The organism is Streptomyces sp. NPDC008137 (assembly GCF_042957035.1).
Lineage (GTDB): Bacteria > Actinomycetota > Actinomycetes > Streptomycetales > Streptomycetaceae > Streptomyces.
In genome coordinates, this window is record NZ_JBIBHN010000015.1 from 39,547 (window position 1) to 63,165 (window position 23,619).

22 protein-coding genes are annotated in these 23,619 nt (G+C 71.0%); 13 read left to right on the forward strand and 9 right to left on the reverse strand.

The window, feature by feature from the left end; all coding sequences use genetic code 11:
• Nucleotides 1-11 precede the first annotated feature (11 nt).
• Nucleotides 12-1,136 (reverse strand): HoxN/HupN/NixA family nickel/cobalt transporter, encoded by a 1,125-nt coding sequence (locus ACFZBT_RS23200; protein WP_391106361.1) that lies wholly within the window; start codon nt 1,134-1,136, stop codon nt 12-14.
• A 110-nt stretch (nt 1,137-1,246) separates the two neighbouring features.
• On the reverse strand, nt 1,247-2,002 hold the full coding sequence (locus tag ACFZBT_RS23205) for a cobalt-precorrin-6A reductase (protein ID WP_391106363.1): 756 nt from the start codon (nt 2,000-2,002) through the stop codon (nt 1,247-1,249).
• A gap of 18 nt (nt 2,003-2,020) precedes the next feature.
• On the opposite strand from ACFZBT_RS23205, the gene ACFZBT_RS23210 reads away from it, so the two are divergent.
• Nucleotides 2,021-3,139 (forward strand): cobalt-precorrin-5B (C(1))-methyltransferase, encoded by a 1,119-nt coding sequence (locus ACFZBT_RS23210; RefSeq protein WP_391106365.1) that lies wholly within the window; start codon nt 2,021-2,023, stop codon nt 3,137-3,139.
• A 34-nt stretch (nt 3,140-3,173) separates the two neighbouring features.
• Here ACFZBT_RS23210 and cobM read toward each other — a convergent pair whose 3' ends face one another.
• From cobM to ACFZBT_RS23225, 3 genes are all read right to left on the reverse strand, one after another.
• Complete coding sequence (gene cobM / locus ACFZBT_RS23215; protein ID WP_391106367.1) at nt 3,174-3,923, reverse strand: precorrin-4 C(11)-methyltransferase; 750 nt, start codon at nt 3,921-3,923, stop codon at nt 3,174-3,176.
• A complete protein-coding gene (gene cbiE / locus ACFZBT_RS23220; RefSeq protein WP_391106369.1) occupies nt 3,920-5,191 on the reverse strand; it encodes a precorrin-6y C5,15-methyltransferase (decarboxylating) subunit CbiE in 1,272 nt (423 codons plus the stop codon). Before cbiE ends, cobM begins: the two co-directional genes overlap by 4 nt.
• Nucleotides 5,192-5,337: 146 nt before the next feature.
• Nucleotides 5,338-6,381, reverse strand: a complete 1,044-nt coding sequence (locus ACFZBT_RS23225) for a 3-hydroxyisobutyryl-CoA hydrolase (RefSeq protein WP_391106371.1) — start codon at nt 6,379-6,381, stop codon at nt 5,338-5,340.
• 252 nt (nt 6,382-6,633) lie between these two features.
• Here ACFZBT_RS23225 and ltnD point away from each other — a divergent pair, with 252 nt between their 5' ends.
• Genes ltnD through ACFZBT_RS23260 form a run of 7 tightly spaced genes read left to right on the forward strand, consistent with a single transcriptional unit; the run spans nt 6,634 to nt 13,508 of the window.
• Nucleotides 6,634-7,551 (forward strand): L-threonate dehydrogenase, encoded by a 918-nt coding sequence (gene ltnD, locus ACFZBT_RS23230; protein ID WP_391106373.1) that lies wholly within the window; start codon nt 6,634-6,636, stop codon nt 7,549-7,551.
• Nucleotide 7,552: 1 nt separating this feature from the next.
• On the forward strand, nt 7,553-8,833 hold the full coding sequence (otnK, locus tag ACFZBT_RS23235; protein WP_391106375.1) for a 3-oxo-tetronate kinase: 1,281 nt from the start codon (nt 7,553-7,555) through the stop codon (nt 8,831-8,833).
• Nucleotides 8,830-9,513, forward strand: coding sequence for an aldolase (locus ACFZBT_RS23240; protein WP_391106377.1), 684 nt, complete (start codon nt 8,830-8,832; stop codon nt 9,511-9,513). Before otnK ends, ACFZBT_RS23240 begins: the two co-directional genes overlap by 4 nt.
• A gap of 56 nt (nt 9,514-9,569) precedes the next feature.
• Nucleotides 9,570-10,871 carry an MFS transporter gene (locus ACFZBT_RS23245; protein WP_391106379.1) on the forward strand — a complete coding sequence of 434 codons (1,302 nt, stop codon included), beginning with the start codon at nt 9,570-9,572 and terminating at the stop codon, nt 10,869-10,871.
• Between the two features lie 33 nt (nt 10,872-10,904).
• Complete coding sequence (gene otnI, locus ACFZBT_RS23250; RefSeq protein ID WP_391106381.1) at nt 10,905-11,708, forward strand: 2-oxo-tetronate isomerase; 804 nt, start codon at nt 10,905-10,907, stop codon at nt 11,706-11,708.
• Entirely contained in the window at nt 11,705-12,718 is a 1,014-nt protein-coding gene (denD, locus tag ACFZBT_RS23255; RefSeq protein ID WP_391106383.1) for a D-erythronate dehydrogenase, read from the forward strand. The genes otnI and denD overlap by 4 nt, the downstream gene beginning before the upstream one ends.
• 43 nt (nt 12,719-12,761) lie before the next feature.
• The gene (locus ACFZBT_RS23260) at nt 12,762-13,508 is read left to right on the forward strand and encodes an FCD domain-containing protein (RefSeq protein WP_391106385.1); all 747 of its coding nucleotides are present in this window, start codon (nt 12,762-12,764) and stop codon (nt 13,506-13,508) included.
• Nucleotides 13,509-13,559: 51 nt separating this feature from the next.
• Here ACFZBT_RS23260 and ACFZBT_RS23265 read toward each other — a convergent pair whose 3' ends face one another.
• The 3 genes from ACFZBT_RS23265 to ACFZBT_RS23275 all read right to left on the reverse strand — a co-directional run bounded on the left by ACFZBT_RS23265 (nt 13,560) and on the right by ACFZBT_RS23275 (nt 16,228).
• A complete protein-coding gene (locus ACFZBT_RS23265) occupies nt 13,560-14,102 on the reverse strand; it encodes a cupin domain-containing protein (RefSeq protein WP_391106387.1) in 543 nt (180 codons plus the stop codon).
• Nucleotides 14,103-14,165: 63 nt separating this feature from the next.
• Nucleotides 14,166-15,227, reverse strand: coding sequence for a phosphotransferase (locus ACFZBT_RS23270; RefSeq protein WP_391106389.1), 1,062 nt, complete (start codon nt 15,225-15,227; stop codon nt 14,166-14,168).
• Nucleotides 15,224-16,228, reverse strand: a complete 1,005-nt coding sequence (locus ACFZBT_RS23275; RefSeq protein ID WP_391106391.1) for an NAD(P)-dependent oxidoreductase — start codon at nt 16,226-16,228, stop codon at nt 15,224-15,226. Before ACFZBT_RS23275 ends, ACFZBT_RS23270 begins: the two co-directional genes overlap by 4 nt.
• 605 nt (nt 16,229-16,833) lie before the next feature.
• On the opposite strand from ACFZBT_RS23275, the gene ACFZBT_RS23280 reads away from it, so the two are divergent.
• On the forward strand, nt 16,834-18,102 hold the full coding sequence (locus ACFZBT_RS23280) for an MFS transporter (RefSeq protein WP_391106393.1): 1,269 nt from the start codon (nt 16,834-16,836) through the stop codon (nt 18,100-18,102).
• Between the two features lie 109 nt (nt 18,103-18,211).
• Here ACFZBT_RS23280 and ACFZBT_RS23285 read toward each other — a convergent pair whose 3' ends face one another.
• On the reverse strand, nt 18,212-18,991 hold the full coding sequence (locus ACFZBT_RS23285) for a fumarylacetoacetate hydrolase family protein (protein ID WP_391106395.1): 780 nt from the start codon (nt 18,989-18,991) through the stop codon (nt 18,212-18,214).
• A gap of 141 nt (nt 18,992-19,132) precedes the next feature.
• Between ACFZBT_RS23285 and ACFZBT_RS23290 the strand changes: the two genes are divergently transcribed.
• The 4 genes from ACFZBT_RS23290 to ACFZBT_RS23305 all read left to right on the forward strand — a co-directional run bounded on the left by ACFZBT_RS23290 (nt 19,133) and on the right by ACFZBT_RS23305 (nt 23,609).
• On the forward strand, nt 19,133-20,164 hold the full coding sequence (locus ACFZBT_RS23290; RefSeq protein ID WP_391106397.1) for a substrate-binding domain-containing protein: 1,032 nt from the start codon (nt 19,133-19,135) through the stop codon (nt 20,162-20,164).
• A gap of 490 nt (nt 20,165-20,654) precedes the next feature.
• A complete protein-coding gene (gene eno / locus ACFZBT_RS23295; RefSeq protein WP_391106399.1) occupies nt 20,655-21,965 on the forward strand; it encodes a phosphopyruvate hydratase in 1,311 nt (436 codons plus the stop codon).
• A gap of 60 nt (nt 21,966-22,025) precedes the next feature.
• Complete coding sequence (locus tag ACFZBT_RS23300) at nt 22,026-23,030, forward strand: VOC family protein (RefSeq protein ID WP_391106401.1); 1,005 nt, start codon at nt 22,026-22,028, stop codon at nt 23,028-23,030.
• A gap of 24 nt (nt 23,031-23,054) precedes the next feature.
• On the forward strand, nt 23,055-23,609 hold the full coding sequence (locus ACFZBT_RS23305) for a carboxymuconolactone decarboxylase family protein (RefSeq protein WP_391106403.1): 555 nt from the start codon (nt 23,055-23,057) through the stop codon (nt 23,607-23,609).
• Nucleotides 23,610-23,619: the final 10 nt, after the last annotated feature.

Sequence of the window (23,619 nt, forward strand, 5' to 3'; positions counted from 1 at the left end):
TGGGGCCCGGTTCAGCTCTCCTCGGCCACCGAAGCGGGGGCCGGGGCGGGCCGGGCCAGGCCCTGCGTCCACTTCTCCTCGATCCGTCCGGCCTTCCACACCACAACGGCCACCGCCCAGGTGACGACGAACAGGCCGACGACGACGTAGCCGATGATGTTCAGGTCGAGGCCGGACACCCAGTCCCAGAACGGGCCGTGCAGGTCCGCCTGCCCGGCGATCAGGCCCAGCAGTTCGACCGTGCCGATGAGCAGCGCCACGGCGACGGACAGGCCGGTGATGGTGAGGTTGTAGTAGACCTTGCGCACCGGCCGGGAGAACGCCCAGCCGTAGGCGAAGTTCATGAACGAGCCGTCGATGGTGTCGAGCAGCGACATCCCGGCCGCGAACAGGACCGGCAGGCACAGGATCGCGTACCAGGGCAGGCCGGAGGCCGCGCCCGAACCGGCCAGCACCAGCAGGGCGATCTCCGTGGCCGTGTCGAAGCCCAGGCCGAAGAGCAGGCCCAGCGGGTACATCTGCCACGGCTGGGTGATCGACCTCGTCAGGCGGCCCAGAAGCCGGTTCATGAAGCCGCGCTTGTCGAGCTGTTCCTCCAGGGCGGCCTCGTCGAAGTGGCCGGTGCGCATCTGGCGGAACACCTTCCAGATGCCCGCCATGATCACGATGTTGATGATCGCGATGAGGTAGAGGAAGGTTCCCGAGACGGCCGTGCCGATCCAGCCGGTGGCGTTGTGCAGTTCGGAGCCGTCGTTCGCGACCGGCCCGGACAGTGCCTTGACGCCGAGGGAGAGCAGGAAGGCGAGCACGAAGACGATCGAGGAGTGCCCGAGCGAGAACCAGAAGCCGGTCGACAGCGGGCGTCGGCCCTCGCCCATCAGCTTGCGGGTGGTGTTGTCGATGGCGGCGATGTGATCGGCGTCGAAGGCGTGCCGCATGCCCAGGGTGTAGGCCGTGACGCCGACCCCGATGCCGAACGTCCGCTCGCCCAGGCTGTAGTGCTCCGGGGCGACGATCACCACGAGCGTGAACCAGCCGATGACGTGCAGCGCGAGGATGAACGCGGACATTCCGCCGAGGCTCGTCCACTCCTTGCGGGTCATCGTGGTGCGGGCGGGTGCGTGAGCGGTGGTCATGGAGGCGTGGGCCTTACTGATCGGCGATCGGCTGTTCTCAGCCGCGCCCTCCAGACTTCTGCGAGCTCATGGCAGGTACAAGCCCAAGGCGGCAAAGCCCCCGTCAGGTTTCAGTCGGCAGCCGGGAAAGTGCGTCGGCTTCTGATCCACCGGACCGCTTCCTCCGGCTCCCCCACCTCCCGCACCCCTTCGGGAAACGGCGGCCGGCGGACCATGACCACCGGCAGCCCGGCCTCCCGCGCGGCCGTGAGCTTGGGTGCCGTGGCGGCTCCCCCGCTGTCCTTCGTCACGACGACGTCGACGCGATGGCGGCGCAGCAGCTCGCGCTCGCCGTCGAGGGTGAAGGGGCCACGGTCGAGCAGCACTTCCATGCGGAGCGGGTGGGGGGCCTCGGGCGCGTCGACGGAACGGACGAGGAACCACAGGTCGTCCAGGGCGGCGAACGCGGCCAGGCCCATGCGTCCGGTGGTGAGGAACACGCGGCGGCCGAGTGCGGGCAGCAGCGTCGCGGCCTCCTCCAGGGAGCCGGCCTCGCGCCAGTCGTCACCGGCTACCGGGACCCAGCCGGGGCGCCGCACCGCGAGCAGGGGAACATGGGCGGTGGCGGCGGCACGTGCCGCGTGGAAACCGATCGTCCCGGCGAAAGGGTGGGTGGCGTCGATGAGTGCGTCCACCCGGTGCTCGACGAGCCACGAGGTCAGCCCCTCCACCCCGCCGAAGCCGCCGATCCGGACCTCGCCCGGGGGCAGCCGGGGGCCGGCCACCCGCCCGGCGAGGGAACTGGTCACGGTCAGGCCGGGTGTGCCGTGGAGCAGTTCGGCAAGGCGGCGGGCTTCCGTGGTCCCGCCGAGTATCAGTACGTGCATGGGAGTCCAGGTCCGTTCATGAGCAGCGAAGTGAAGGGTGGCCGCAGGGCCCAGCTGGAGCACACCGGCCTGCGGCCCGGGTGGACCACCGGCGCCTGTGCGACGGCGGCCACGACTGCCGCGTACACGGCACTGCTGACCGGGGAGTTCCCCGACCCGGTGACGATCACTCTGCCCAAGGGACAGACACCGTCGTTCGCGCTGGCGGCCGAGGACCTGGGCGACGGATACGCGATGGCGGGCGTCGTGAAGGACGCGGGCGACGACCCGGACGTCACGCACGGCGCGCTGGTCCGGGCCACGGTACGGCGGCTGCCCGCCGGGGCCGGGGTGGTCTTCAGGGCGGGGCCCGGGGTCGGGACGATCACCCGCCCCGGCCTGCCGCTGCCCGTGGGGGAGCCCGCCGTGAACCCCGTCCCGCGCCGGCTGATGCGCGAGCACGTGTCCGAGGTAGCCGCACGGCACGGTGGCAGCGGCGACGTCGAGATCACCGTCTCCGTCGACCACGGCGAGGAGATCGCCCGCTCCACCTGGAACCCGCGGCTGGGCATCCTGGGCGGCCTGTCCATCCTCGGCACCACCGGGATCGTGGTGCCGTACTCCTGCTCGGCGTGGATCGACTCCATCCGCCGGGGTGTGGACGTGGCGCGGGCCGCGGGCCGTACGCATGTCGCCGGGTGCACCGGGTCGACGTCGGAGAAGACGGTCGTCGCCGAGTACGGGCTGCCCGAGGACGCCCTGCTCGACATGGGCGACTTCGCGGGCGCCGTGCTGAAGTACATCCGCCGCCATCCCGTGGACCGGCTGACGATCTGCGGTGGCTTCGCCAAGCTGTCCAAGCTCGCCGCCGGCCATCTCGATCTGCACTCCGCCCGCTCCCAGGTCGACAAGGGCTTCCTCGCCGAACTGGCCCGGCGGGGCGGCGCGGACGAGGCGCTGCGGGCCGGGGTGGCCGAGGCCAACACCGGGCTGGCCGCGCTCCAGTTGTGCATGGCCGCCGGTGTGCCGCTCGGTGACCTGGTCGCCAGGACCGCCCGTGACGAGGCGCTGGCGGTGCTGCGCGGTGCGCCGGTGGCGGTCGACGTGATCTGCGTCGACCGGGCGGGCACGGTGGTGGGGCGCAGCTCGGTGGCCTGAGGGCCCGGGTGCCGGACGAGTCTCCCCGAACCGCTCAGCACACGTGACGCTCCCTCTCCGCCGAGTAGAGGTGGCTGTCCCGGAATTCCTCGGCACCCAGGGTCCGGCCGACCATGATCACGGCCGTGCGCAGCACCCCGGCCTCCTTCGTCTTCCCGGCGATCTCGTCGAGGGTGCCGCGGATGATCACCTCGTCCGGGCGGGAGGCGTAGGCGACGACGGCGGCCGGGCAGTCGGCGCCGTAGTGCGGGAGGAGTTCGGCGACCACGCGGTCCACATAGCCGGCCGCCAGGTGCAGCACGATCAGCGCGCCGCTGCGGCCGAGGGTGGCCAGGTCCTCCCCGTCCGGCATGGCGGTGGCACGCTGGGCGACGCGGGTGAGGATCACGGTCTGGCCGACGGTCGGCACGGTCAGTTCCCGTTTCAGGGACGCCGCCGCGGCGGCGAAGGCCGGGACTCCGGGGACCACTTCGTAGGGCACTCCGGCCGCGTCCAGCCGGCGCATCTGCTCGGCGACCGCGCTGAACACGGACGGGTCCCCGGAGTGCAGCCGCGCCACGTCGTGTCCCGCCTCGTGGGCGCGGAGCAGCTCGGCGGTGATCTCGTCCAGGGTGAGCTGCGCGGTGTCCACCAGCCGTGCGTCCGGCGGGCACTCGGCCAGCAGCTCGCGCGGGACCAGGCTGCCCGCGTAGAGGCAGAGCCGGCAGGCCCCGAGGGTGCGGGCGCCGCGCACGGTGATCAGATCGGCGGCACCGGGTCCGGCGCCGATGAAGTACACGGTCATCTGTTGGCTCCCGAAGGGGTGTCGAGGGTCTTCCACGCGGCCCACTGGGTCACCGGCATCGCCTGCCGCCACCCGGTGAAGCCGCCCACGGGCACGGCGTGCGCCACCGCGAGCCGCACCAGCTCGCCGCCGTGACGACGGTGGGCCTCGGCGAGGAGCGCCTCCGACTCGAGTGTCACGGTGTTGGCGACCAGCCGCCCACCGGTGGGCAGGGCCTCCCAGCAGGCGTCGAGGAGGCCGGGCGCGGTGAGACCGCCGCCGACGAACACGGCGTCGGGCGCGGGCAGTTCGGCCAGGGCGGCGGGCGCGGCGCCCGTGACGACCCGCAGGCCGGGTACCCCGAGGCGGTCGGCGTTGCGGCTGATGCGCGCCGCGCGCACCGGGTCCCGCTCGACCGTGATCGCGCGGCACGAGGGGTGGGTGCGCATCCATTCGACGGCGATCGAGCCCGAGCCGCCGCCGATGTCCCACAGCAGTTCCCCCGGGGCGGGGGCCAGCGTGCTGAGCGTGACGGCGCGGACGTGCCGCTTGGTGAGCTGGCCGTCGTGCTCGTATGCGTCGTCCGGGAGGCCGGGCACGGCACCGAGGCGCGGGGCGTCCGGGGCGCGAAGGCAGGTGACGGCGACGATGTTGAGGGGGTCGCCGGGTGGCCGTGCCTCCGGCCAGTCGTCCGCGGCGGCCTCGTCGGTCATGCGCTCCCGCGCGCCGCCGAGTTGCTCCAGGACCCGCATCCGGCTCGCTCCGAATCCCCGGTCCCGCAGCAGGGCGGCGACCTCGCCGGGCGTGCCGGCGCCCGCGCTGAGGACGAGGAGCCGCCGGCCGTCGTGCAGGGCGGCGGCGAGACGGGCGGCGGGCCGGCCGACGAGCGTGACGACCTCGACGTCCTCCAGCGGCCAGCCGAGGCGGGCGGCGGCATAGGAGACGGAGGAGGGGTGGGGCAGGACGCGCAGGGCGCCCGCTTCCCCGATTTCCTCGGCGAGGGCGCGTCCGATGCCGTAGAACATCGGGTCCCCGCTGGCCAGTACGGCGATCCGGCGGCCGGCGTGTGCCGCGAGCAGGCCGGGTACCGCGGGGCGCAGGGGCGTGGGCCAGGCGACCCGCTCCCCGGCGCACCGCGGGGGCAGCAGATCCAGCTGGCGCGGGCCGCCGATCAGGACCTCGGCCTCGCTCAGCACGCCACGGGAGGCGTCGGTCAGGCCTTCCCAGCCGTCGGCCCCGATCCCGACGACGGTCACGGCGGCGGTCGGTGCGGGACGTGCGGGGTTCACTGCGCGGTACCTCGGGATTCGGGGGCAGCTGTCGTGGGCGACAGAGGGGCACTCTACTGGGCGCCTACCAGCACAGCTCTGCTCGGGTTCGCACTTCCCGGCCCCTGCCGCACACCACGTGCGACAGCCCGCGGCGGGTGTCCGGCTCACCCGGATCCGGCGAGGCCGAGTTCGCGCTCGCCGAGGGGTGCGAAGAAGCGCTCCACGTCCGCGTCGCCGACCTCGCCGAGGGTCGCCGGTGACCAGCGGGGGTCGCGGTCCTTGTCGATGACCTGGGCACGGATCCCCTCGACCAGGTCGGGCGTGGTCAGGGAAGCGCAGGAGACCCGGTACTCCTGCTCCAGCACCCGCTCCAGCGAGCCGAGCCGGCGGGCGCGACGCAGGGCGGTGAGGGTGACCTTGAGCGAGGTGGGCGACTTGGCCAGCAGGGTCTCGGCGGTCTCCTTGGCCGCCGGGTCGCCGTGCGCGAGCAGCCGCTCGACGATCTCCTCGACCGTGTCGGAGGCGAAGCAGGAGTCGATCCACCCGCGCTGCCCGGCCAGTTCCCCTTCCGGTGCGGGCTGCGCATGCCGTTCCAGGGCTTCCCGTACGGGCATGCCGGCGAGGTCGTCGACGAACCGCCCCAGCGCCTCGGACGGTGCGTAGTGGTCGGCGAGGCCGCACAGCAGCGCGTCCCCGGCGCCGATCTGGGTGCCCGTCAGGGCGAGGTGGGTGCCGAGTTCGCCCGGGGCGAGGCCGAGGAGGTGGGTGCCGCCGACGTCCGGGACGAAGCCGATGCCGGTCTCGGGCATGGCGATCCTCGACCGCTCGGTGACGATCCGGACGCTGCCGTGCGCGGAGACGCCGACACCGCCGCCCATGACGATGCCGTCCATGACGGCGACGTAGGGCTTGGGGTAGCGGGCGATGCGGGCGTTGAGGCGGTACTCGTCGCGCCAGAACGCGGCCGAGGCGGAGCCGTCCCCGTCGCGGGCGTCGTCGTGGATGCCGCGGATGTCGCCGCCCGCGCACAGGCCGCGCTCCCCCGCACCGGTGATGACGACGGTCTCGACGGCCGGGTCCCGCTCCCAGTCGGTCAGGGCCTCGTCGATGTGGCGCACCATGGCGTGGGTGAGGGCGTTGAGGGCCTTGGGCCGGTTGAGGACGATGTGGGCGGCCCGGCCCGTCGTGCGGAAGAGGACGTCGGTCATCCGAGTGCCTCCGTCAGGCTTCGGGCCGCGATGACGCGCATGATCTCGTTGCTTCCTTCCAGGATCTGGTGGACTCGCAGGTCGATCTTCTCGATGCCTTGCACGCCGGGGTGAGGCGCCCCCCACGAAGAGGCTGTGTGACGGACATCACGCCACTCATTTCGCTGTCCTCAGGTCATCATATGACCTGATCTCACGGCGGTCGGTTGAGTGCAGCCGCCCGCCGGACGGTACGGCAAGGCGAGGATGTTCATGAGCGACCAGAACAAGCCCGGACGACCGCGTGTGGGCGTGGTGGGTCTAGGAGCCATGGGCCTCGGGATGGCCCGGAGCCTGCGGGCGGCGGGATACGACGTCGGCGTTCACGATCTGCGTCCGGAGACGGCCGCGGACTTCGCTCGCGAGGGCGGGACGGCGTTCGGGACCTGTGGCGAGCTGGCGGCCTCGGTGGACGTCCTGGTCGGCGTGGTGGTGAACGCCGCGCAGGTCGAGACCGTGCTGTTCGGTGCCGGGGGCGCGGCCGGCGGGCTCCGCCCCGGCTCCGTCTTCGTCATGTGCTCCACGGTCGATCCGGGCTGGTCCGCCGCGCTGGAAGGCCGTCTGGCCGAGCGGGGGGTCCTGTACCTGGACGCTCCCATCTCCGGCGGCGCCGCCCGGGCGGCGGCCGGTCAACTCACCATGATGACGTCGGGCTCCACCGAGGCGTACGCCCTCGCCGACCCGGTGCTCGAGGCCATGAGCAGCACCGTCTACCGTCTGGGCGAGCGCGCGGGGCTCGGCTCCAAGGTCAAGATCGTCAACCAGCTGCTCGCGGGCGTGCACATCGCCGCCGCGGCCGAGGCGATGGCCCTCGGCATCAAGGTGGGCGTTCCCGCCGAGGCGCTCTACGACGTCATCACGCACAGCGCCGGCAACTCCTGGATGTTCGAGAACCGCATGGCCCATGTGCTCGACGGCGACTACACACCCCTCTCGGCCGTCGACATCTTCGTCAAGGACCTGGGGCTGGTGCTGGACTCCGCGAGGCCGGAACGGTTCCCGCTCCCTCTCGCCGCCACCGCCCACCAGATGTTCCTCCAGGCGTCGGCGTCCGGACTGGGGGCCGAGGACGACAGCGCGGTCATCAAGATCTTCCCGGGAGTCGACCTGCCGAAGCCGGTGGAGGCCTGACATGGGAATCCGACTCGGATGCATCGCCGACGACTTCACCGGCGCCACGGACCTCGCCAACAACCTGGTGCGCGCGGGCATGCGCGTGGTCCAGCTGATCGACCCACCACCGGCGGGCGACGAGCAGACGATGGACGCGGACGCCGTGGTCATCGCCCTCAAGTCGCGTACCGTCCCGGCCGCCGACGCCGTCGAGGCATCGCTGCGCGCACTGGCCTGGCTGCGGTCCATGGGCGCCGAGCAGATCTACTTCAAGTACTGCTCCACGTTCGACTCGACACCGGCCGGCAACATCGGGCCGGTGACCGAGGCGCTGATGGACGCCCTGGGCACCGGCTTCACGGTGGCGACGCCGGCGTTCCCCGACAACGGGCGCACGATCTTCAAGGGGCATCTCTTCGTCGGCGACGTGCTCCTCAGTGACAGCGGCATGCGCCACCACCCGCTCACCCCCATGACCGACTCCAATCTGGTCTCCGTCCTCGGCGCGCAGACCACGCGCGAGGTCGGTCTCGTCGACCACACGGTCGTCGCCGGTGGTGCCGAGGCGATCCGGGCCCGCGTCGACGCCCTCCGGGAGGACGGGGTCGGAATCGCCGTCGTCGACGCCGTCTCCAATGACGACCTCGTGCGTCTGGGCGTGGCGGTCCAGGGGTTCCCACTGGTGACCGCGGGCTCGGGGCTGGCGATCGGTCTGCCCGCCAACTGGGGGTTCAAGCCCACCCGCGCCGCCGCGGAACTGCCGCCTCCCGCCGGTCACCGAGCCGTCGTCTCCGGCTCGGTCTCCACGGCGACCAACCGTCAGGTCCTCGAGTACCTGCGCACCGGCCGCCCCGCCTTCAGCGTGGACCCGCTGCGCGTGGCCGCCGGCGAGGACGTGGTCGGGCAGGCCCTGGCCTTCGCCGAGTCGCACCTGGCCGACGGTCCTGTGCTCGTGTACTCCACCGAGTCCGCCGACACGGTCCGTACCGTCCAGGGCCGGCTCGGTGCCGCCGAGGCCGGTGAGCTCGTGGAACGGACGCTCGCCCGCGTCGCCCAGGGGCTGGTGGAACGCGGCGTACGCCGGCTCGTCGTGGCGGGGGGAGAGACCTCGGGGGCGGTCGTCCAGGCGCTCGGCATCAACGGACTCCGGATCGGGCCGCAGATCGACCCCGGGGTGCCCTGGTGCGCGGCGGCGCTGCCCGACGGAGACACGCTCCACATCACCCTCAAGTCCGGCAACTTCGGGGGCCCCGACTTCTTCACCCGCTCCTTCGCACTCCTGGACGAGGAGGCCGCATGAACCCGCAGCCGACAGCACTCGACGAAGGCGTCGAGCAGGCTCGCGACGAGATCGTCCGGGTGGGCACCAGCCTGTTCGCCCGGGGCTATGTCCACGCCAGCGCGGGCAACATCAGCGCCAAGGTCGGCGACCACCATCTGATCACGCCCACCGACGCCGCCCTGGGGTTCCTCGAACCCGGCCGCCTCGCGCTGGTCGACGCCGCGGGTGAACAGGTCGCGGGCGACCGTGCCAGCAAGACCCTGACGCTCCATCGCCGCATCTGTGCCGCCGACCCCGCGGCCCGGTTCGTCGTCCACACCCACTCCACGCACCTGGTCGCGCTGACGCTGGCCGGGGTCTGGAGCGCCGAGGACGTGCTGCCGCCCATCACGCCGTACTACGTGATGAAGGTCGGGCACGTCCCGCTCATCCCCTACCACCGGCCGGGCGACCCCCGCGTGGCCGACCTGGTGACCGCTCTCATCGCCGACCGCGCGGCGAGCCGTACGCCCATCAGGGCGGTGCTGCTGGACCGGCTGGGCCCCGTGGTCTGGGGCCCCGACGCGGCCACCGCTCTCGCCGTCCTCGAAGAACTCGAGGAGACGGCACGTCTCTGGCTCCTGACCGACCGTCGCCCCGAGCCGCTCCCCTCTCACGCGCTCGATGAACTGAGGTCCACGTTCAACGCCGCGTGGTGACCCGCCTCTCCCCTGCCGGAGAATTCCCCTGAGCCGCTCAAAGGATCACCATGTCCATGCCTATATCGGCGTCCACAGCTCCCGACGCCGCCCGTGAGAACGCCGTCTTCCGCAAGGTCGTACGGCGTATCGTCCCCTTCCTCGTCCTCTGTTACGTCGTCTCGTATCTCGACCGGGTCAACGTCGGCTTCGCGAAGCTCCAGATGTCCGACGACCTCGGGTTCAGCGAGGCGGCGTACGGCCTCGGCGCCGGACTGTTCTTCATCGGCTACTTCCTCTTCGAGGTGCCGTCGAACCTGATGCTGCAGCGCGTCGGCGCCCGCACCTGGATCGCCCGGATCATGATCAGCTGGGGCGTCGTCTCGGCGGCGTTCATGTTCGTCCACAACGAGACGATGTTCTACGTCCTGAGGTTCCTCCTCGGTGCCGCCGAGGCGGGGTTCTACCCGGGGGTGATCCTGTACTGCACGTACTGGTTCCCGTCGCGGCGTCGGGCCCGGGTGATCGCGATGTTCATGTCCGCCATCCCGGTGGCCGGCATCTTCGGCAACCCGCTGTCCGGCTGGATCATGGACCGGTTCCAGGGTGTGAACGGCTGGCAGGGCTGGCAGTGGATGTTCCTGCTGGAGGCGATCCCCGCCCTTCTGATCGGCGTGGCCACCCCGTTCTACCTCGACAACGGCGTGCGCGACGCGAAGTGGCTCACCGACGAGGAGAAGGACGTCGTCGAGCGGGCGATCGCCGAGGACGCCGCGCACCAGACCGTGCACGGACGGGTCTGGGACGCCTTCCGCGAGCCGAGGGTGTGGCTGATGTGCCTCATCTACTTCTGCTTCGTGATGGGTCAGTACGCCCTGACGTTCTGGATGCCCACGTTCATCGAGTCCACCGGCATCGAGGGGAACCTCGCGATCGGCGTGCTCAGCGCGGTGCCGTTCCTGGCGGCTCTCGTCGCGATGAACCTGTTCGGGCGTTCGGCGGACAAGCGCCGCGAACGCCGCTGGCACCTGGTCGTCCCGAGCCTCATGGGTGCCGTCGGCTTCTCGCTGGCGGCCGGCTGGGCCGGGTCCACCGCGCTGTCCCTGGTCGCGCTGTCCGTCGCCGCGGCCGGTGTGCTGACCTGCTCGCCGCTGTTCTGGTCGCTGCCCACCGCGTTCCTCGGCGGTACCGCCGCCGCGGTCGGCCTCGCCGTGATCAACTCGGTCGGCAACCTCGCCGGCTTCGTCAGTCCCTACATGATCGGCGCGGTGAAGGACGCCACCGGTTCGACATCGCTCCCGATGTACGTCCTGGCGCTCAGTCTCGTCGTCGGCGCCGCCGCGGTGCTCACCACCGACAAGCAGACCGTCAACCGCTGACCGGTCCTCCCCGGTCCCCTCACAGGAGCCAGCATGCCGAGGTTCGCAGCGAACCTGTCCATGATGTATCCCGAGCACGACTTCCCCGACCGCTTCGCCGCGGCCTCGGCGGACGGCTTCACCGCCGTCGAATACCTCTTCCCCTACGCCTACGACAGCGCGGAGCTGCGGCGCAGGCTCGACGACCACGGGCTCAGGCAGGTGCTCTTCAACGCGCCTCCCGGGGCCTGGGAGTCGGGAGAACGCGGGATCGCGGCGCTGCCCGGCCGCGAGGCGGAGCTTCGCTCCGGGATCGCCCGGGCTCTGGAGTACGCCGCCGCGCTGGACTGCCCGCGACTGCACGTGATGGCCGGTCTCGTGGCGCCGGGCGTGACTCCGAAGGAGCTGGCCGAGCACCGCGACACCTACCTGGCCAACCTGGAGTGGGCGGCGGAACGAGCCGCCGGGTCAGAGGTCGACATCCTGGTCGAGCCGATCAACGGCCGCGACATGCCGGGCTACTTCCTGTCCGGGCAGGCCGAGGCCCACGCGGTGGTACGGGAGGTGGGCGCCCCGAATCTCAAGGTGCAACTCGACCTGTACCACTGCCAGATCGTCGAAGGGGACCTCACCACGACGCTGCGCCGCGACCTGCCGACCGGCCGGGTCGGTCATCTGCAGATCGCCGGCGTGCCGGACCGCCACGAGCCGGACAGCGGCGAGCTCGACATCCGGCATCTGTTCGACGTCGTCGACGACCTGGGCTTCGACGGGTGGATCGGCTGCGAGTACATCCCCCGGGCCGGCACGAGCGAGGGCCTCGGCTGGCTGACCGACTACCGAGGAGACAGCGCATGAGGATCGTCATCACGGGCGGCTTCGGCTTTCTGGGACGCGAGATCACCGGCACCCTGCTGAGCACCCGGACGCTCGGTGGTGCGCCGATCGACCGACTGGTGCTCACCGACCGGTTCGTCCCGCCCGGGGCGCCGCAGGCGGCCGATCCCCTGGTGGAGATCGTGCGGGGTGACCTGGTCGAGTGTCTCGACGAGGTGTTCGCGGAGCCGGTGGACGTGCTGATCCACCTCGCCGCCGCCGTCTCGGCCGAGTGCGAGGCCGACTTCGACCTCGGGATGAGCGCCAACCTGGACACCACCCGCGCCCTCCTCGAAGCCGCCCGGGCCCGGTCGGCGGCCGGCGGGCCGGCGCCGCGCCTGGTGTTCGCCAGCAGCGTGGCGGTCTACGGTTCCGACCCGGCACTGCCGCTCCCGCCGGTGGTCAGCGAGTCGACCCTGCCCACGCCCCGGTCGAGCTACGGGATCCAGAAGCTCGTCTGCGAGCAGCTGGTCGCCGACTACACGCGCCGGGGCTTCATCGACGGGCGCGTCGCCCGGCTGATGACCGTGTCCGTACGCCCCGGCAAGCCGAACGCCGCCGCCTCCGGCTTCTTGTCGGGCATCGTCCGCGAGCCGGTCGCGGGCCTCCCCGCCATCTGCCCCGTACGCCCCGACCTGCGGGTGGCCCTGGCGTCACCACGGCGCACGGTCGAGGGGATCCTCCGGATCGCGGCAGCCGAGCGCGGCAGCGGGAAGGGCCGCCTCGACGGCGGACTGCCCGTCAACCTCCCCGCGCTCACGGTCTCGGTCGCCGAGATGCTGGCCACGCTGCGACGGGTGGCGGGCGACGCCGCGGCCGATCTGGTGACCGTCGCGCCCGATCCCGACGTCGAGGCGGTCGTGGGATCGTGGCCCTCCGCCTTCGACAACACCCGCGCCGCCGCGCTCGGGCTGGAGCCCGACCCGAGCTTCGAATCGGTCGTGCGGGACTACCTCGCCGACCACCCTGAAGCGGTCCTGGTCAAGGCCTAGTGGAAAGCGGAACGACGAGACCCGGGCCTATAGACTGAAAACCATGTTTTCCAAGGTAAGCGGTCCCGTCCGGCTCGCGGATCAGGTCGCCGCGACCCTCTCGGAGGAGATCGAGTCGGGACGGCTGGCCGAGGGCGACCGACTGCCGACCGAGGTCGAGCTGGTCAGGCAGTTGGGCGTCAGCCGCACGGTGGTGCGCGAGGCGCTGTCGCGGCTCCGCAACGCGGGCCTGATCGAACCGCGCCAGGGCATCGGCGTGTTCGTCCTGCCGCGGCGCACCCGGCCGCTCGACCTGGAGGCCGCCGACACCAAGGCGAAGGTGCTGCAGATCGTGGAGGTGCGCCGCGCCATGGAGGGCGAGGCGGCCCATCTCGCCGCCACCCGGGCCACGCCCCTCGACCTGGCACGGATGGGTCAGGCCCTGGACGCGATCGACTCGGCGGTCGCGGCCGGCGGCGACGGCGTGGACGAGGACCTCGCCTTCCACCGGTCCATCGCCGAGTCGACCGGGAACACGGTGATGGTCTCGACCCTGCGGTACCTGGGCGACGTGTCGCGCGGCGGCATCCGCGTCACACGGGCGAACGAGGCACGCCGGAACGACTTCATCGAAGCGGTCCGGGCGGAGCACCACGCCATCCTCGCCGCCATCGAGGCGCGCGACGCCGAGGCGGCGCGTACGGCCGCACGCCTGCACATGGATCACGCCGCCGCCCGCCTCCAGGACGCGGACGACGGATTCTGGACCGACGCCGAGGACATCGAGGTGGATCTCGACGCCGCTCCCTGACGCGTCGGTACGGCTTCCGGCCGGTCCCTTTCGGCCCGTCGGTCGTCCCCGTCAGTCGTTGGCGTCAGTCGTCGTGTCCGCACCGATGAGGACGAAGGCCACGGTTGCCGCCTGTCCACTGCGGTTGCGCCAGGCGTGACGGGTGCCGTTCTGGATCACGATGTCCCCGGCCGAGAGCGGCGTGCACCGGCCGTCGTCCAGTTCGAGGACGATCTCGCCCGTCAGCACGATGCCGTAGTCCACGGTCGGAGTGGTGTGCATGCCGTCGGGTTCGATGAGTTCGGCGAGGCCGGGCGAGTCGGCCCGCTGCTCCCGGTCGAAGGCCACCGGGTCGAAGGCCGGGTCGGCCAGCGCTGATTCCGGCGGGAAGGTGAGCACGATGAACCGGGTCCCGCCGGGTGCGGGGAGCAGGCTGGTGACCTTGGGGGTGGGGTCCTCCCCGGTCCTGCTGGGCGGTTGGCCGGGTTCCGTGGCCCAGGGCAGCCGGGACACCCAGCCCGGCAGGCTGGTGAACTCCCGGCTGCGCGGGACCGGGCCGTCGCTGACGACGACCGATCTGCCGTTCTCGTCGTGACCGGTGACGACTCTGCGCATATGTCTCTCCTCGCTCACGTCCGGCGGACCGTCGAGCCGGTCGCCGGACCGTCGCATCCGTTGTCAGCAGGGCCGCGTGTCCGGTTCGGTCCGAGCCGCGAGAGCCGCTTCCCAGGCGGCCACGACGTCCTCGACCGTGGACACGGGCGCCCGCAGAAGTGTCGACGCGACCCCGCGCACGAGCAGCCGATGCCCCTCGTGGGTGAGGTACTCCACGGGGGACTTGCCGTCCACGCGAGCGAGCAGCAGCGCCGGCAGCAGGGTCGCGGCCCGCTGCTGAAGGGCCGGGCGGGGCTCCCAGTCGACGCACTCGACGTACTCCTCGGCCAGCGCGCGAGCCGACCGCAGCAGGTCGTCGCGGCGCCCCGGCACCACCAGGCTCTTGAGGAGCAGGTGGTTGACGCAGAAGGCGAGGTCGAAGGCCGGGTCCCCGTACCAGGCGCACTCGGCGTCCAGCAGCACCGGCCCCGACGGCCCGACGAGGATGTTCTTGGGGCTGACGTCGCCGTGCACCAACGCCAGGTGCGTGGCGGCGGTACGGTCGGCGAGGCTCCGGAGGACATCGCCGAGAGCGGGGTGTACGGCGGCGGTGGCCAGCAGGTACGGCTCGAGGCGCAGGGCGTGGAAGTTGTCGTCGGTCGCGAACTCCCCGGCGAGGGCGGCGTCGCCCGCGCTTGCCGCGTGCAGAGCGCCGAGCAGTCTCCCGACCGCCGCCGCGGTCGCCACCCGCACCTCGCCGTACAGCAGCTGCGCCTTCCACATCGGATACCGCTCGGGGGGCAGGTAGGCCATGGCGAAGAGGCCCGCTCCGGGGTCGTGGGCCAGCAGCTCCGGCACGCTGTCCGGGCGGTGCCGGGACGCGAACCGCATCCACGCCCACTCGTAGGCGTTGCGCGACACCGGTGCCTCCCAGTCGGCGGCGACCTTCAGCTTGGCCAGAGCGCGTTTGACGCAGAGGGAACGTCCCGGCAGATCCACGCGCCACAGGTCGGACGAGACGCCACCGGCCAGCGGTGTCCAGGTCGCGGTCTCACCGGGCTCGGCGAGACCCTCGGCCGTCAGGAAGTCCGTCAGCCCGGTGTCGGGCACGGGGCCCGGTCCGATCTGTGCGGAGGCCGCGCTCATCGCCGTCCACCCGGCCCGGCGGGCAGGTCCTGAGGGCTGTTGCAGGGGTGGGCCGGCGTCTGGTCCGCCAGGACCCGTACGACGTCCTCGGCTGCTCGGCGGCGCAGTTCCGTCACCGACGCGTCGGAGGAGAAGGCGACGTGCGGGGTGAGCAACGCGCCGGGCTGTGCGGACAGTCCTGCCGGGACATGCGGTTCGGTCTCCAGTACGTCGAAGGCGGCACCGTCCAGGTGTCCGCCGTCGAGCGCCTTGATCACCGCGTCCGTGTCGACCAGGCCGCCCCGGCTGACATTGACCAGCAGACCGCCCGGCCGCATCAGCTCCAGCTGCTCGGCTCCGATGACGTGAAACGTGTCCGGTGTGAGCGGCAGGTGGAGGATCACCACGTCAACGCGGCGCAGCAGTTCGTCCAGCGCCACCATCTCCACACCGGGGACGTCCTTCGGCGCATGCGGGTCATGGGCCAGGATCCGGCAGCCGAAGGCGCCGAGCTTGCGTGCCGTGGCGCGGCCGATCCTGCCGAAACCGACGACGCCGCAGGTCAGCGTGGACAGTCGGCGCAGCCGGGCACTCGCGGGGTTCCAGCGGCCCGCGCGGACCTCCCGGTCGAACGCGGCCAGTCCGCGCGTCCAGGCGAGCACCATGCCGACGGCATGGTCGGAGACCTCCTCCACGCAGTAGTCGGGCACGTTGGTGACCCACACCCCGCGCTCGGTGGCCGTGGACACGGCGATGTTGTCCAGCCCCACTCCGAGCCGGGCGACGACCCGGAGTTCCGGCGCGGTGGCGATCGCGGTGGCGGAGACGGGCGCCCAGCAGGTCAGGACGCCGGCGGGGCGGTACTCGGCGACCAGTTCCTCGATCACCTCGGCGGAGGCGGGCTCGGCGGGGCCCGTCACCAGGGTGTGGCCCGCCCGCTCGATGACGGATCGCTCGACGGAGTCGTCGGGCCAGGCGTGGTCGGTGAGCAGCACGGTGCCGGGGCGGCTCGGTGGTTTCATGGAAGGTCGTCCTCGCAGAATCGTGCGCGGGTGAGGTGGGGAGGTTCACTGGGCTCGGGCGGGGGCCGGCGCTCCCCGACTTGTGGTCGGTCCGGGCGCCACGCCTGGGTCGCGAGATGCCGGGGCACGTCGCATCACTCTGTCACAGCCACGTGATGCTAACGATAGCACTGGCGCTCTTCTCTGCGTCAAGAGTGCGGGAGCCACCAGGAATGACGAGGAACGCCAAGAAATTCGGTGTTCACATCTTGACGCGCAACGGACTTCCCTTCATGGTTCTGCCAATGCCGACCGTGTGACCCCATAAGAGTCCGCACGAAGTCCGGCTGTCGAAGACGCCATAGCCACGGACGTCCCCGACGGGCGAAATACGGCTGAATTCCGCATGCGGTATCCGACCCGCACGGCAGCCCATCGCTCGCTTGCCGCCCTGCCGCCGGCCGGCGGCCGCTCGCCGACGCGACCAGACGCAGTCCGTGTTCAGCTCACCGCTTCCCGCCTCTTCTTCTCTCCGCATCGCGTCCCGTCGCAGCCGCCCGTACGGATCCGTACCGGCGATGCGTCCGCCGCGCCCTGCCGCGACCCATTCATCCTCAGGAGCCGCCATGACTCACGCAGCGCAAGCCGACATCGGCGCAGTTCCCGCCGACGGCACACAGGAAGGCAGCCGTATCCCCATTTCCCGGACCATGATCGGCGTCGGCTTTCTGCTGATCGTCCTCTCCTACATGGTCAACGCGATGGACCGCCAGGTCTTTCCTCCCCTGCTGCCCGCCATCCGCGCGGAGTACGGGTTCTCCCTGGAGCAGGGCGGGCTGCTGGCCACGAACTTCACTCTCGGCATGGCCCTGGCCGGCCTGCCCGCGGGCTACCTCCTGGACCGCTTCCGCCGCAGGACGGTCCTGCTGGTCAGCATCGTGATCTACTCCCTGGGCACGATGGCCACGCCGCTGGCGACAGGGTTCGCCGACATGACCCTGTACCGGGTCGTCTCGGGCTTCGGTGAGGGCATGCAGTCCGCCGCCATCTTCGCGGCGATGGGCGCCTTCTTCGTCCACCGGCGCGGCCTCGCCTTCGGCGTCATCGGCGTCGGCTACTCCGTCGGTGTCTTCATCGCCCCGCTGATCGGCGTCGAGCTCATGACCCTGCACGGCACCTGGCACGCGCCCTTCTACCTGTTCGGCACGGCCGGGCTGCTGATCGCCGCCGCCTCCCTGTTCCTCGTCAAGGCCGGCCTGACCGAGCACTCGGTCGAACAGGTCGCCTCGACGAAGACCTACGAGTACATGCCGGTCTCCGCCTACAACCGCAACACGATCGCCCTGACCGTCCACTCCGTCGTCAGCGGCGTGGCCGTCTACGGGTTCCTCGGCCTGTATCCGACGTACCTCATCAGCTCGCTGCACTACTCCGCCGAGCAGGCCGCGCTGGCCATGAGCTTCCTCGGCTTCGGGGGCATGACGGCCCTGCTCGGCGGCTGGCTCGGCGACCGCGTGAACCAGCGCAACCTGCTGATTCTCAGCCTGCTGGCCGTCTCGGTCATCAGCATGTGCATCTACGAGACCCATGCCGCGGTGGGCCTGCAGTGCGTGTTCGCCTTCCTCATGGGCGCCTTCGGGCTGGGCTTCGTCTATCCCAACACCAACAGCGCCATGCAGCGGGCCGTGCGCCCGTCGCAGATCGGACGCGCCTCCGGGCTCTTCGTCAGCAGCTACTACGGCCCGGCGGCGTTCTCGGGCCTGCTCTTCGCCGCTCTGGTCGAGAGCTTCGGCTGGAGCCGGGCGGGGCTGCTCCAGGTCACGCTCCTCCCGCTGGCGGGCGTCGCCGCACTGGCCTTCGTCCGTCCCGACCGGTTCAACAACGCGATCCGCTAGCGACCCACCCTGCCGACATGCCAAGGGCCTGCCCACCGCTCGGCGGTGGGCAGGCCCTTGGCATGTCGGCGCCGACGATCAGGCGCCCGTCCCTGCGATCAGACGCCCGTCAACGAGTCTCGGCCACGACCGGATTGCGCAGGACGCCGATGCCCTCGATCTCCACCTCGACCTCGTCCCCGGGGCGGATCGGACCGACGCCGGACGGCGTGCCGGTCATGATCGCGTCTCCTGGCAGCAGCGTCAGATAGCGGCTGAGGTAACTGACGATCTCGGGGACCGGCAGCAGCAGGTCGGCGGTGCTCGCGGACTGCGCGACGGTGCCGTTCACACGGGTGACCAGGGAGAGTCCCGAAGGATCGAGTCCGGTCGCGATGACGGGCCCGAGGGGAGCGAAGGTGTCCTGGCCCTTCCCGATCAGAAGCGTTCCGAACGCGCTCTCCTTGCGCTGGACGATGCGGTCGCTGACGTCATTGCCGCAGGTGTAGCCAAGGATGTAATCATGCGCCTCGGAGGGCTTCACATGACGGGCTTCCTTTCCGATGACGACGACCAACTCGCCCTCGAAATGGATCAGTTCCCCGTCGGCCGGATACACGATCGCCTCCCCCGGCCCGACCACCGCCGTGCTCGGCTTCATGAAGCACACCGGAACCTCGGGAATCTCACGGTCGGTCTCGTCGACATGTGAGGCGTAGTTGTAGGCGAACCCGAAAATCCGGGGCCGTTCAACAGGCGGGAGAATGACGGCCTCGGAGACCCGGTCGAGGTGCCCCGTGGGAGAAAGCCCGGTGAAAGGATCACCCTCGAACCGGGTGATGGCGACATCGCCGGATTCGAGTTCTCCGTAGTAACGCACGCCGTCGACGGCATACCTGACGATCCGCACGGACACCTCCGCGAACTAGGCAGCCGAAGGCGGCTGCACGGCCCATTCAGCAGTGCTAACGTTAGCACGTCAGCGTCGCTGCTATCGTTGGCACACGCACAGTGACAGGCATGGGACAGCAAGTCGAGGGGACTCCTTCACGTGATCACGACCAGGGACATCGCCGAGCGCCTCGGAGTCTCCGTGTCGACGGTGGGGCGGGCACTCGCCGACGATCCGCGCATCAGCGAGGAGACCAAGTTCCGCGTCCGGCAAGCCGCTTCCGACATGGGCTATGTCGGCAACCGCGCGGCCCGGATGATGCGGGGGGCGTCCAGCAATGTCGTCGCCCTGGTGATCCCGGACATCCGCAACAGCTTCTACTCGACCATCGCGCACGAGCTGTCCAAGAACATGGAGGCCGAGGGCTTCCAGCTGATGCTCTCCGAGACCGACGACGACCGGACGGCGGAGCTGCGCCACCTGCGGGAGCTGTCCGCGAACCGCGTGGCCGGCGTCATCATCGTGCCCACCGCGCGCCCGCACAGCGAGTCCGTCAAGCTCCTGCGCGCCCTGCCGCACTTGCAGCTCCTGCGCCGCCACCCGTCCCTCGGTTCGCAGTGGTTCGGCGTGGACGACCATGAGGCGATGCGCGGGGCCACGGCCCACCTGGTGGCGCAGGGCCACACCAGCGTCGCCTACCTCGGCGGCCCTGAAGAGCTGCCCACGGGCGCGGAGCGCCTGCGCGGCTTCCGCAGTGCCCTGCGCGACGGAGGGCTGCCGGACGATGCGGGCCGCGCGGTACTGGGCCCGCCGTCGTCGATCGAGCACGGCCGCGAAGCGGTGCGCCGGCTGTTGCGAGGGCCGGACGCGCCCACCGCGCTCGTACTGGGATCGATCCAGCTCACCCTCGGCGTTCTCGAAGAACTGTCGCGGCAGGGCGTGAAGGTGCCCGAGGAGTTGTCCGTGGTCGGGTTCGGGGACGAGCCCGGATTCTCCTGGTGGGGCCCCGGACTCACCACCATCGGCCTGCCGATCCAGGAGATGGCCACCGGCTGCGCGCTGTGGATGATGCGCCGTCTCAAGACCGAGCCGAGCAACGACGGCCCGTACACCTCGGTCTCCCCCGGCTCACTCGTGCTGCGCGGCAGCACGGCACGCCCGGGCGGGAAGGCTTCGTCCGGGGCCGCCTGAGTCAGGGCGTCGCTTCGTCTCCTTCGCGCCATGGGACGGCCTCGTGGCGGGGCGCACGAGTGTGCGTCGAGCGTCCGCTCGGCGCGGACCGGCGAGCCCGTGCCGCCTGTGCTGTCCGTCCGTCCAGGACGGCTCGGGCTCGCCGGAGTTCCTGCCGCAGTGTCACATTGGCACGGACGGGCTGTGCGAACGATAGCACCGAAGGGCCGCCATCCCAAGGGGGAGTGAATCGCGCACCATACCTCCGAACCCTGAGCCACTTACCTCTTGACAGAATCCTCGACGCTGCGCACGATTGCGCTATCGTTAGCACGATCAGAGCCGCAGTGGATGAGGGTCCCTCGTCCTCCCCTGGTCACGGACCGCGCCCCCTCGAATGCGCGCGGACCTCCCGTACACCTCCTCCGGGCACCGGGCGCCCCTCCCCTGACGGCAGACCCAGGCACCGCTCGGTGCCCCGATCGTCCGATCTTCGAAAGGTTGCCCCGCCATGACAGACGCGCGGATCGCCAAACTCCACGGCCGCAGGGTGTGGGACTCCCGGGGGCGTCCCACCGTGGAGGTCGAAGCGCGTCTGGCGGACGGCGCGACCGGCCGTGCCATCGCGCCGGCAGGCGCCTCGACGGGCCAGGGAGAGGCGCTCGATCTGCGGGACGGCGGCAGTCGCTTCGGCGGCCTGGACGTGCGCCGCGCGGTCGGTTCGGTGAACGGCGAGATCGCGCCCGCCCTCCTGGGCCGCGACGCGACCGATCAGGAAGCCGTCGACCGGCTCCTGGTGGACCTGGACGGCACCCCCGACCGCTCTCGTCTGGGCGGCAACGCGATCGTCGCCACGTCCATGGCGGTGCTGCACGCCGCCGCCGCGTCGGCGGGCGTACCGCTGTGGCGGCATCTGGCGGGCGAACGGCCGGTCCGCATCCCCTTGCCGGAGATCCAGATCTTCGGCGGCGGCGCCCATGCCGACCGCCGCGTCGACGTCCAGGACTTCATGGTGATGTGCCCCGCGGCACGGAGTTTCTCCGAGGCCCTGGACTGGACCGCGGAGATCTACCGGGCCGCCGGAAGCCTGATGCGCGGGGCCGGGAAGGCCCAGGGCGTGGCCGACGAAGGCGGCCACTGGCCCGCGTTCGACTCCAACGAGGAAGCCCTCGAGACGCTCACCCGGGCGATCGAGACGGCCGGGTTCGAGCCCCTGGAGCAGGTCGGCATCTCGCTGGACGTCGCGGCCTCGCAGTTCGGCAGCGGGGGGCGCTACACCCTGGCCCTGGACGACCGCACACTGGACACCGCGGGACTGCTCGACATGCTGGGCGACTGGATCGAGCAGTATCCGATCCTGTCCGTCGAGGACCCGGTGGGCGAGGACGACACCGACGGCATGGTGGAGTTCACCCGGCGCCACGGCCACCGCTGCCAGGTGATCGGCGACGACTATCTGGTCACCGACGCCAAGCGGGTGGAGGCGGCGGCCACCAGCGGCGCGGCGAACGCCGTCCTCGTCAAGCCGAACCAGGCCGGCACGGTCACGGAGTCGTTCCAGGCGCTGCGCGCCGGGCAGGACGCCGGATTCGGCACCATCGTCTCGGCCCGGTCCGGTGAGACGGAGGACGTCACCATCGCGCATCTGAGCGTCGGGTGGAACGCGGGCCAGCTGAAGGTGGGCTCGTTCACCCGCTCCGAGCGGATGGCCAAGTGGAACGAGGTGCTGCGCATCGAGGAGTCCCTCGGTGAATCCGCGGAATTCAGTGGTTGGTCCGCTTTCACATTCTCCGATTCCAGGCCCTCCACGACCAAGCCGTAAAACCGTCCAGAAGTATTAAAGTCATCGAAATGAAGAGCTGATCGGAGCACGGAGACCAGCATGCTGCCACCCGTCAATCTGCGCCCGAGTTTCAACATCACCCGCGCCTCCCATGTGCGTCTCACCGTGGCCGACCTCGCGGAGAGCCGGAATTTCTACGTGAAGGCCCTCGGGCTCGTCGTCAGCGACGAGGACGAGCGCACCTGCTACCTCCGCGGTCTCGCCGAGGCATGCCACCACAGCCTCGTACTGGAGCTGGACGAGGAGGGGGCCGGCACCTGCCGGCGGATCGGGTTCCGCGTCTTCTTCGACGAGGATCTCGACATCGCCTACACGTGGTTCCGCGACCGGGGTCTGCCCGCGGAGTGGGTCGACCTCCCCTACCAGGGCCGCACACTGCATGTCGCCGACCCCGTCGGCACGCCGCTCGAACTCTGCGCGCACATGGAGACACGACCGAGGCTGCACATCGACTTCGAGCACTACCGGGGAGCCCACGCGCAGCGGCTGGACCACTTCCAGACCTTCGCGCCGAACACGTACGAGCTGACCGCGTTCTACGGCGAGCTCGGATTCCGGAACTCCGAGTACCTGGCCCACGGCGACAAGCTGCTCAGCTCCTTCATGTACCGCAAGGGGACCACCCTGGACCTGGCGCTCGTGGAGAACACCGGCCCCGCACTCCACCACTTCGCCTACACCGTCTCCGAGAGCCGCGACATCTTCACCGCCTGCGACTGGGCGGGGATCCTCGGCTACGGCGAGGGCGTCGAGCGGGGCCCGGGGCGGCACGGCCCCGGCGGGATGCTCTTCACCTACCTCCGCGATCCCGACGGGCACCGGGTGGAGGTCTTCAACGCCCACTACCAGACGATCGACACCGAGATCGAGCCCGTGCGCTGGGACGCCGGATCGCTCAGCACGAACGTCCGCTGGGGCTTCCCGGCACTGGAGAAGTGGTACTTCGAGGCGTCGCCCTTCGCGGGAGTGCGGCAGACGCCGCCCGCCGAGCCGCCGAATCCGATGACGCTCGAGCGGTTCCTGCTCGACCAGTCCCCGCACTGACCTTCCGTCCCCCGAGGAGACGACATGGCACGAGTCCCCTATCCGCGCCGCGAGGACGCGGACGAGTCGCAGAAGCCCCTGTACGACCGGCTGGAAGCCGAGCGCAAGGTACCGACGGCGAACATCTTCCTCGCCCTGACCCATGCGCCGGCCCAGCTGGACGCCTTCCTGACCTACGCCAACTCGCTGCGCGCCGCCGACCTGAGCCCCAGGCTGCGCGAGCTGGCCATCCTGACCGTGGGCCACGCGACCCGGTCCGCGTACGAGGTCGCACACCACCAGTCGCACGGGCTCAAGGCCGGGCTGACCGGCGAACAGCTGGCCGCGGTGGCCGACTTCGAGTCCTCGGGCCTGTTCGACGAGACGGAGAGGGCCGTCATGCGGCTCGCCAAGGAGTCCACGCTTCAGGTCGACGTGTCGGAGGAGACCTGGCGCGCCGCCGCAGCTCATCTGACGGACCAGCAGATGGTCGAACTGTCGCTGTCCATCGCCTGGTACAACTCCGGCGTCCGCATCATGGGCCTGCTGGACATCGACCTCGAGGACAATTACCCGAACCCGTTTCCCGCTTCCCCGTAATTCGGCTCCG